Source organism: Luteolibacter sp. (genome assembly GCF_058122085.1).
Window position 1 is genome coordinate 1 of record NZ_JBIKBQ010000211.1, and the last position, 7,947, is coordinate 7,947.

The following is a 7,947-nucleotide window of genomic DNA, read 5'->3' on the forward strand; positions in this document are numbered from 1 at the left end:
CGTAAGCCGCGCAAGGCTCTACCAGCTACGCACTGACTACCTCAAGGACAAGCCCGACTATCAGCCCAAGGCCAGCGGAGGCGACCGGCGTGATGACTGGCCGCCCGAAGTCGTCGATTTTCTCAAGGGCTTCCTGCCCGTGCAAAGTCCACCTAACTATCAACTCGTCGCCGACGAGATGGACCGGCTGTGCAACTTCAAGCGGGCCCGCGCCACTGTCCAAACCTACGTCAAAACCAACCTCTCGCACCTGGTTCCCACGCCCACGCCCAAGAAGCGCACCTACCGGCGCTTCCGCCGTGCCCACGTCGGCGAACTTTGGCAGCATGACAGTTCGATCCACCAGTGGTGGCCGGCTCCGCAAAAACAAACCTTGCTGCTCACCGTCGATGATTGCTCGGGCGTGTTTGTCGCGGGCCGCTTCGTCGAGCGTGACACCACCTGGAACCACTTCATGCACTTCCGCGAGGCTTTCGAGCGTCACGGCCTGCCGGAGGCGATCTATACCGACGCCCTGAGCCTCTTCGGACCAAGTTCCAGCAATCATCACGCCGATCCGCGCAGCGAGTTCCAGCGTGCCTTGCGGGCGCTGCACGTCGCGCACCTCGTGGCTCCAACGCCCCAAGCCAAAGGCAAAATCGAGCGCGCCTTTCAAACCTTCCAAAACCGCCTCGTCACCCTGATGGCCCACGCCGAAGTCAGCGACTGGAAATCAGCCGATTCAATCCTTCAGATGGAAATCCTACGCCAAAGCAGTAAAATCCAGCGCACCACCGGCAGGATCCCGTCCGAAGTTTGGGACGAGCAGTTGCTCAAACGCACGGCTCGCCTGAGTCCCGCACCTGCGTCAACCCTGCTAGATCTTCACTTCTCCCTGCGAGCAACACGCAAGGTTCACACCGGCCCCTACATCGAATTCGACGGCCAGAGTTATGAGATCGCACCCACTTCCCGCAAGGTGGTCACCGTGCTTTTCCACCCGTTTCGCAAGCTCTGGGTTCTCGATCATTCACCAAAGTTAACCTGGCCCCCGATTCTCGGCCATTTCACGTTGAAATCTGTCTAGTTTTACTCCGGCGAAAAATCCAGTTTTGAACCAGCGCCGACAGGCTGGCGGTTTTTTGTTGACGTGGCGGCTCGCCCGCGCGCGCGAGGTCGCAGGAACGTGACGCCTGAGACTGCAAGCATGCTCCGCTCGGCATTTGCGGAGAGTATGAGCAAGGGGCAGGGTGGGGATCACGGACAGCGACGTGCTGCAAAAGATGGAGAAAATCCAAAACCTCATGATGAGGTTTTGGACTCTGAGCCACAAAGCACATCCGCTGCGATAGCAAAAGCCACCGGAGTTTCAAAGGCAACCGTTGAACGCGACGTTCAACTTGGCAAAGCCTTGGACAAGCTAGGCATCGACCGCAAGGGACAAGGCGGGAATCACGGCAGTCAATTCGGCCGGCGGAACCTCAGTCCATACGAGCGCACCCGCCTGGCCCTGCGGCTGGAGGAGGCGATCAAGGAGCGGGCGAAGGCGAACATGGTCAAGGGAACCAATCAGCATAGCCCTAAGCAGAATTCTGCGGAGGCCTCCAATCCCATCGAAACCCGCGAGGAGATCGCCAAGCTCGCCGGGGTGTCCCGCGCCCGCAATCACGGCGCAGGCCATGAGAGGCGAGATCGGCGGCACCGGGGAGTGGAATCGTTACTGCAACCGGATTGCGTTTGGCGCAGGACGGGGATGGGCCGATTGTTTCGAATAAAGGCAGTTTGAGGGCAATGCACTTTTTCCTGCTAGTTTTCCGATGGGCTTTTCGTTTTCGTAACTCGCTGAAAACGAATGGCGGATCGGCAAGGAAGCTTGCCGAGGACGTGCTAATGTATGATTGCATTGGTGTTTGTTCGTTGGTTGGTTAGCCGGGCGACGCTGAGTGCATCGCCTTTAACGGCCATTGTGTGTGAAATCCGTGAGGAATCCGGGGATTCTGTCGCGGATTTCGAGTGGATTTGAATCCCGACAAAATCATGCCGTTGCCCGGAATTAGGGAGTCGGCATGTCTGGTCAGGTTCTCTTCCATCCGTCACACATCTGCCAGATCGGTGAGTCGGATCAAGGTCGTTTTTTGCATTTTAGAAAAGTCACGGTTTCCGCTCGGGGGTGATGATGGAACACGCCGGGATGAGCGAGATGGACATCTCCAACCGGACGCGGGGACGTGTTCCTCCACTTCAAGCTACCCTATGACGCGCCGCCGCCCGAGGGGTGAGCGTCCCGTTTGTCGGCAGGATTGGAAAGTTGGATTTATGACAACCCAATCCATCGAAATACCTTGTCTCTTCGCCCGGTCCTGCCAATCTCTTCCCGACATCGCGAGAGTCCGCCGTAAGAGGGGGCCGGCAACCTAGCAGAGACGCCAAGGTGCTACCGGATCGAAAGAGCCGGCATGTGGGAGCAGGACCAGACAGACCTGCCCAACAAGAGTCTCACCGGAATTTTCCGACGCCCGTGCTGATGTCATCAGGACGGGCGTTCTGTTTTTCCGGGCATCGCGATGTCGTGAATCCAAACCACGACATCCCCATGAATCAAATCGCAGCGCCCGTCATTTCCCGCCGTCAGAAGACCGCGGGAGCCAACCACCATCTCTGGAACAACCACGGAAACTGGTGGTTCCATGGGACCTTCCATCTGCCCAATGGCACCGCCGAACGCGTGCGCGTGAACCTCCGGACACGCGATCTGGAGACCGCCCGCCTCCGCCGCGACAACATTCTCGCCGGCCGCTGTTTCCAAACCCTTCACACCCAAGCCGCATGAAAGCCTTCCCCATCAACAATCATCTGAAAACCGAGCTTAATCCCGCCTATCACCAAACCGTCTTTGAATACATTCCCGCCGGAAAGCCCGACGACTTTTGGGTGATCACCGCCTACAACCCCAAAGGCAGGCCTGCGGACCCGGGGGACAATCTTGCGGCGGATGTACGGCTCCGCGCTGACCTAGCGAGGCTGAAGATCACTCCGTTCCGCATCATCGGGCTTTCTCCCGATGAAACACATGCGGAGCCGGGCTGGGGATTTCCATCCGATGAGGCCACTGCGTTTGAGATCGGCCGGCGATACCAGCAGGAAGCCGTGTATCACTTCACCGCAGGGCGCATCGACCTTGTGGATTGCAAGACCCTTGAGCGCCACCCGCTGGAGAATCCTGCCACGCGCATCCGCGATCCGAGGGAGGTTCGCCATTTCACCCTCTTTGTCGGCTCCCCGGCCGGTCGCAACCGACTCGATCCGCTGGAATACGCCGGCGTTTGCACACGAGTCGGAGCCTTGTTTCCCGGCTTCACCATCCAGCGTGCCGATGGCTGTTCCCAGTCGCGCTTCGAGGATACGCTTCTGATTCACATCGCCACCCGGGAACCCCAAAAGATCCTCGAAGTCGTCCACACCCTCCACGGCTTCCTCAACCAGGACGGCATCGGCATCTCGCACAATGGAATCTACCAGCGTGTCCGTGACTGGAGCGATGATACCCTTATTCTCGAATCCTTCAACCTCATCCGAGTCGGATCCGTCCCGATCGCCGCCCAACAAGCGAAGCGATCCAAATGACCTCCAGCGAAGCGCCAGCTCATCAAGAGGCCCACGAAAATCCGTATTTTTCCAACACCCGATTTTTTCAAACCTACCCCTCCATTTGTCCCACCCCCGGTGGTAAAAATGACTGTAACAACCGACTGAACCACGACCCCACAACACCATGAGCAAGAAATCTGACCAAGTCACACCCGCCGCCGTATCCTTCCGTCCCAGCTCCTACTGGGAGGACAATGATCCGCTGGCGGCCATCCTCCGAAACGTCAAGGGAGCCAATCGACGCCAGATAATCACCGACTACTGGAATGCCGGCCGAATCGAGGATCTCGACCCGGACCTGCTCTCCGACGAAACCGTCCCCGAGCTGCGTCAGTTTCTTGAACGGCTGCATCCATCGTTCATGGGCGGTGAATACCTGCCCGAGCTGCTGCCTGCCGAGGTGGAAATCGCCCGCATCTCACTGCAGTCGACCACTTTTGACGTGATCAGCATCCGCGCCCACCGCGAGCCAGGCAGCGAACTCATCCACTACCGGATCGAGGATGAATACGACACCCACTTCGAGTTCGAGCCCCCGACATCAGCCGAACCACTCACCCATGACGAGATGGTCGCGCTCATCGACGGCGTTGACGGCGGGAATGGGGGCGGCCTGGCACTCTGCTACAACGAGATGAACTTTGAGTGCGTGGGTGACGCCGATTCACTGCGCAACTTCACCACGGTCAGTTCCACGTTCTACCCGGACCTTGAGGACCATTACGAAGCGCTGTTCGACCGGTGGGTGGAGGAAAAACAGGAACTCTGCCACGACGAGGAAGATGAAGGGAAATAATCCGGGGAACGCCCAGCCAGACACCCTCCATCTCCTGACCGCCAGCATTCAATCCCTACCCCAACCATCATGAACCGTCGCAACTTCCTCATGCTGTCCGGCGCCGCCGGCGGCTCCTGCCTCATCCCCGCCGCAATCGCCCGCCGCATCCGCGACGTCTGCCTCGGCAACAGCCAGTCGCTCATCCTCGCTCCGGAGCGTTTCTCGTTCGACCTCCATGCCGAGGAATGTTTTGGCAAATACACGCTCCATCTGGGCGATCCCAACGAGGAACCGGACTACCCGACCCTTCGCGAGTTCGTCGAAGACAAGGGATTCTCTCCCGACGATCGCCGCTCGCTCCGCGACTACCTCATTAACTGGAGGGGCTACGATGTGCCATCAGAGGGCCGGACCTCGCCTGTGATCGATAAACTGGTCACCATGCTGGATGACCCCATCGACGGCTACGAGCGAAGTCACTGGATGGATTGGGACTTCGAAATGCATGACAGCCCGATGGCTCGAGCTTACAGCTACCTGTTGGACCTTCCTCTTGATGACGGAGAAAACCCCGGTGACTTCGACCTTGGCTCCCTGTCATTCATCGAGGGCGATCGACCCGGCTCGAACCTGACCTACGTCGAGGCCGACAGCCTGGCCGCCATCGCCAGCCTCCAGCACCGCCTCAACGCCCTTCAAACCGGCGCGCGAATCGTGATCGCTTGATCCACAACGTAGTTCAAGACCCTCAATGCCCATCCGCTTGACCCCGTGACGGATCGCCCCGGGCTTGCTAAGGCTTCCTCGTGACCGCCGCCGAATACCGCCTGGCCCTCGACGCGCTGCCCTTTGGCAAGCGCCTTCCGGGAGCAGTGTATCTCATCGATCCCGGCGAGGATTCGCGCATTCCATCTCTGCTCCGCATCACCGTGTCAGAGCTTCGCAAGCGGCTGGAAATCGGGCCGGAATACAACCTGTTGAAGTTCCATACCGCTGCGCCGAAGATCTCCTTCCTTGGCTACCCGGATTTTGAAAAGGACCCACATCCCGCCTTGAAGGAGGCGATCATCGTCGATCTTGTCACCGGAAAAACCCGCCGCGACGACTACCGGACCCGCGCCAATCCTCCGATTCTCCACCGCAAGGAAACCTTCCTGCCGCCGGAACACCCGCTGCACGGGAAGTTCGCCAAGCTCACGCGACAGGAGGAGGATGCCGGCTTGTTGGAGGACACTTCACGGATTGGTTTCCGTCTGAACTGGGAACGTGCACTCGCCGGAAAGGGTTTTGGGTTCAAAGGCCATCGTCTCGTTGAGACAGGGCAGGGGACACTCGCATCCGAGGCCGCGCCGAAGAAGAAAATCCACCGTCACAAGACCGCGCTCGTTCGCCGTGAAATATCCAAACCGGTGAAAACCCTGCTGGAACTCGGCCAACTCCGACGCGGTGAATCTTTCTTCGACTACGGCTGCGGTCATGGTGGCGATGTTCTCGCGATTGAAAAACTTGGCCACCCCTCCAACGGCTGGGATCCGGTCCACGCGCCGGAGGTTGCAAAACAGGCCGCCGACGTTGTGAATCTCGGCTTCGTCCTCAACGTCATCGAGGATCCGGCGGAACGGGTGGATGCCTTAGTCGATGCATGGAAATACGCACAGCGGGCGTTGCTTGTCTCCACACTCATCGCCGGTCAGGAAGCCTACGATGATGTCCTTACATTCGGCGATGGCGTGCTCACGCGACGCGATACATTCCAGAAATTCTTCGAACCTGCCGAAATCCAGGCCCTGCTCGAAGACACCTTGCACACCGAAGCTGTGCCGGTCGGCCTCGGCATCTATTTGGTCTTCCGCGACACGGCGGAACTCCACGACTTTCTCGCCTCTCGCGCACGCCGCTTCATCGACTGGGAATCGCTCTCGCGCCGCCTCGGCATCCTCAAAGCACTCCGGGCGAAACGCGATCCCTACGACACGCACCGCGAACTGCTCGATGACTTTTGGGAATCCGTGCTCGTTCTGGGCCGCATCCCGCGTGACGAAGATTTCGACCGGCTCGCCGATGTCCGCCAGGCCTGCGGCTCGCTGCCACGCGCCCTCCAGATCTTCATCGACCGCTTCGGCGAGCCGACCTTCACCGCCGCTCGCCAACGCCGGAAAGATGATTTGCTCGTCTTCATCGCCGCCGCCCAGCTCCGCCGGAAGATCCCATTCAACCAGCTTTCCCTCCGCCTCCAGCGCGATCTGCGCGCGTTCTTCGGCAGCTACGCCAACGCCGAGGAAAAAGCCCGCGAACTCATGTTCGCCGCCGGCGACTCGGACGAGTTGGAAATTGCCGCAGCACAACTCGACTTCGGTTTCCTCGATCCGAAGGAAGGCCACTTCACCGTCCACCGCAGTCTGCTCGACGAACTGCCGGTCATCCTTCGCGTCTATGTCGAGTGCGCGGCGCGCCTTTACGGTGATCCCCGCGAGGCCGACCTCATCAAGATCCACCTGCACTCCCGCAAGCTCACGTTCCACTACTACCGGGATTTCGACACCACCCCGCTCCCCGAGTTGCTCACCCGCATCAAGATCGATCTCAAGCGTCTCTTCGTCACCGTCATTGATCATACCAACGGAGCCGAACACCAGCTTCTGTTTTTCAAAGAACGCTTCCTCGCCAAGGATCACCCGGACCGCCCGAACATGGAGCGCTTCAGCGCCAAGCTCCGCAAACTCGGCCTTCGCGAGGAAACCATCGGCTACGGGCCGTCGAAGGAAAAGTGGGAGGAGTGGAATCAGGAACGGTAGGGCTTGGCGGCCTCGCCGTGCCGTGACTCCCGCCAGTCAATGAACTTCTCCCCGCCACCTATCAACCTGTTGCCAGTTTCACGCCCCCTTGCCGTTGTCGCAATCAAGCGACCATCCGAGCGACTCTGCAACATGCGTGGCGAACGCCGGGACACTTCGCCCGAGCTTTTCCAGATAGAGTCTCGGTTCCAGTTTTCTATCGCGAGCCATATCGCCGAGTTTCGCCACCACCACGTCCGGCGCGATGGTGTACAAGGTGATCAAGTAGTCAGCCGGATGCACCGCATGAATCTCCCACGGGGCGAGAGCCGTCGCACTGAAGTCACGAAGGTTGAACGTCACGATGGTCGATGCGCCGGAACGAATCGCCGTCGCCAGCACGTGGCGATCCTTGACGTCGTTGATCAGCACAGGTTCCAGGCAGGATGCATCCTCTATCAGAGCTTCTGCAAAGTGTTTTTGAACCTCGTTTCGCCAGTGATCCGCTAGATCTTGCGGCCAGTTCAACTTGGTGACGTGAGTCCGGGTTGTTTCGTCCAGGATCTCATTGGACCAGATCGGCGAATAAAGACGCGGGCGTTCGGCGAGGCGTAGGAACAGGTCACAGATGCCATGGTTGGCCAGCACACAAGCGTCGAGCACGACTCTGTAATTCGCGCCTTTCATTCACCCGTGTAACTTGCGTCATCGAGTCCGGCAACTTGGACTTTCTGGAAGAGGCTGCTCATGCCTTCCCGGCGGGCGGCG

General features: G+C 59.3%; 8 protein-coding genes. 7 read left to right on the top strand and 1 reads right to left on the bottom strand.

The window, feature by feature from the left end:
- The 7 genes from AC4DF4_RS18725 to AC4DF4_RS18755 form a co-directional block, all read left to right on the top strand.
- Positions 1-1,066, top strand: a 1,066-nt coding sequence (locus AC4DF4_RS18725; RefSeq protein ID WP_490049616.1) for a transposase family protein, incomplete at its 5' end; no start/stop codon positions are given.
- 120 nt (positions 1,067-1,186) lie between these two features.
- Positions 1,187-1,765 (top strand): hypothetical protein, encoded by a 579-nt coding sequence (locus AC4DF4_RS18730; RefSeq protein WP_490049617.1) that lies wholly within the window; start codon positions 1,187-1,189, stop codon positions 1,763-1,765.
- A gap of 807 nt (positions 1,766-2,572) precedes the next feature.
- Complete coding sequence (locus AC4DF4_RS18735) at positions 2,573-2,809, top strand: hypothetical protein (protein WP_490049618.1); 237 nt, start codon at positions 2,573-2,575, stop codon at positions 2,807-2,809.
- Positions 2,806-3,603 carry a DUF3293 domain-containing protein gene (locus AC4DF4_RS18740; protein ID WP_490049619.1) on the top strand — a complete coding sequence of 266 codons (798 nt, stop codon included), beginning with the start codon at positions 2,806-2,808 and terminating at the stop codon, positions 3,601-3,603. The genes AC4DF4_RS18735 and AC4DF4_RS18740 overlap by 4 nt, the downstream gene beginning before the upstream one ends.
- A 148-nt stretch (positions 3,604-3,751) precedes the next feature.
- Complete coding sequence (locus AC4DF4_RS18745; protein ID WP_490049620.1) at positions 3,752-4,423, top strand: hypothetical protein; 672 nt, start codon at positions 3,752-3,754, stop codon at positions 4,421-4,423.
- A gap of 69 nt (positions 4,424-4,492) precedes the next feature.
- On the top strand, positions 4,493-5,131 hold the full coding sequence (locus AC4DF4_RS18750) for a hypothetical protein (protein WP_490049621.1): 639 nt from the start codon (positions 4,493-4,495) through the stop codon (positions 5,129-5,131).
- Between the two features lie 80 nt (positions 5,132-5,211).
- A complete protein-coding gene (locus AC4DF4_RS18755) occupies positions 5,212-7,200 on the top strand; it encodes a DNA phosphorothioation-associated putative methyltransferase (protein ID WP_490049622.1) in 1,989 nt (662 codons plus the stop codon).
- Positions 7,201-7,278: 78 nt separating this feature from the next.
- On the opposite strand, the gene AC4DF4_RS18760 is transcribed toward AC4DF4_RS18755, so the two are convergent.
- Positions 7,279-7,866, bottom strand: coding sequence for a hypothetical protein (locus AC4DF4_RS18760; protein WP_490049623.1), 588 nt, complete (start codon positions 7,864-7,866; stop codon positions 7,279-7,281).
- Positions 7,867-7,947 lie beyond the last annotated feature (81 nt).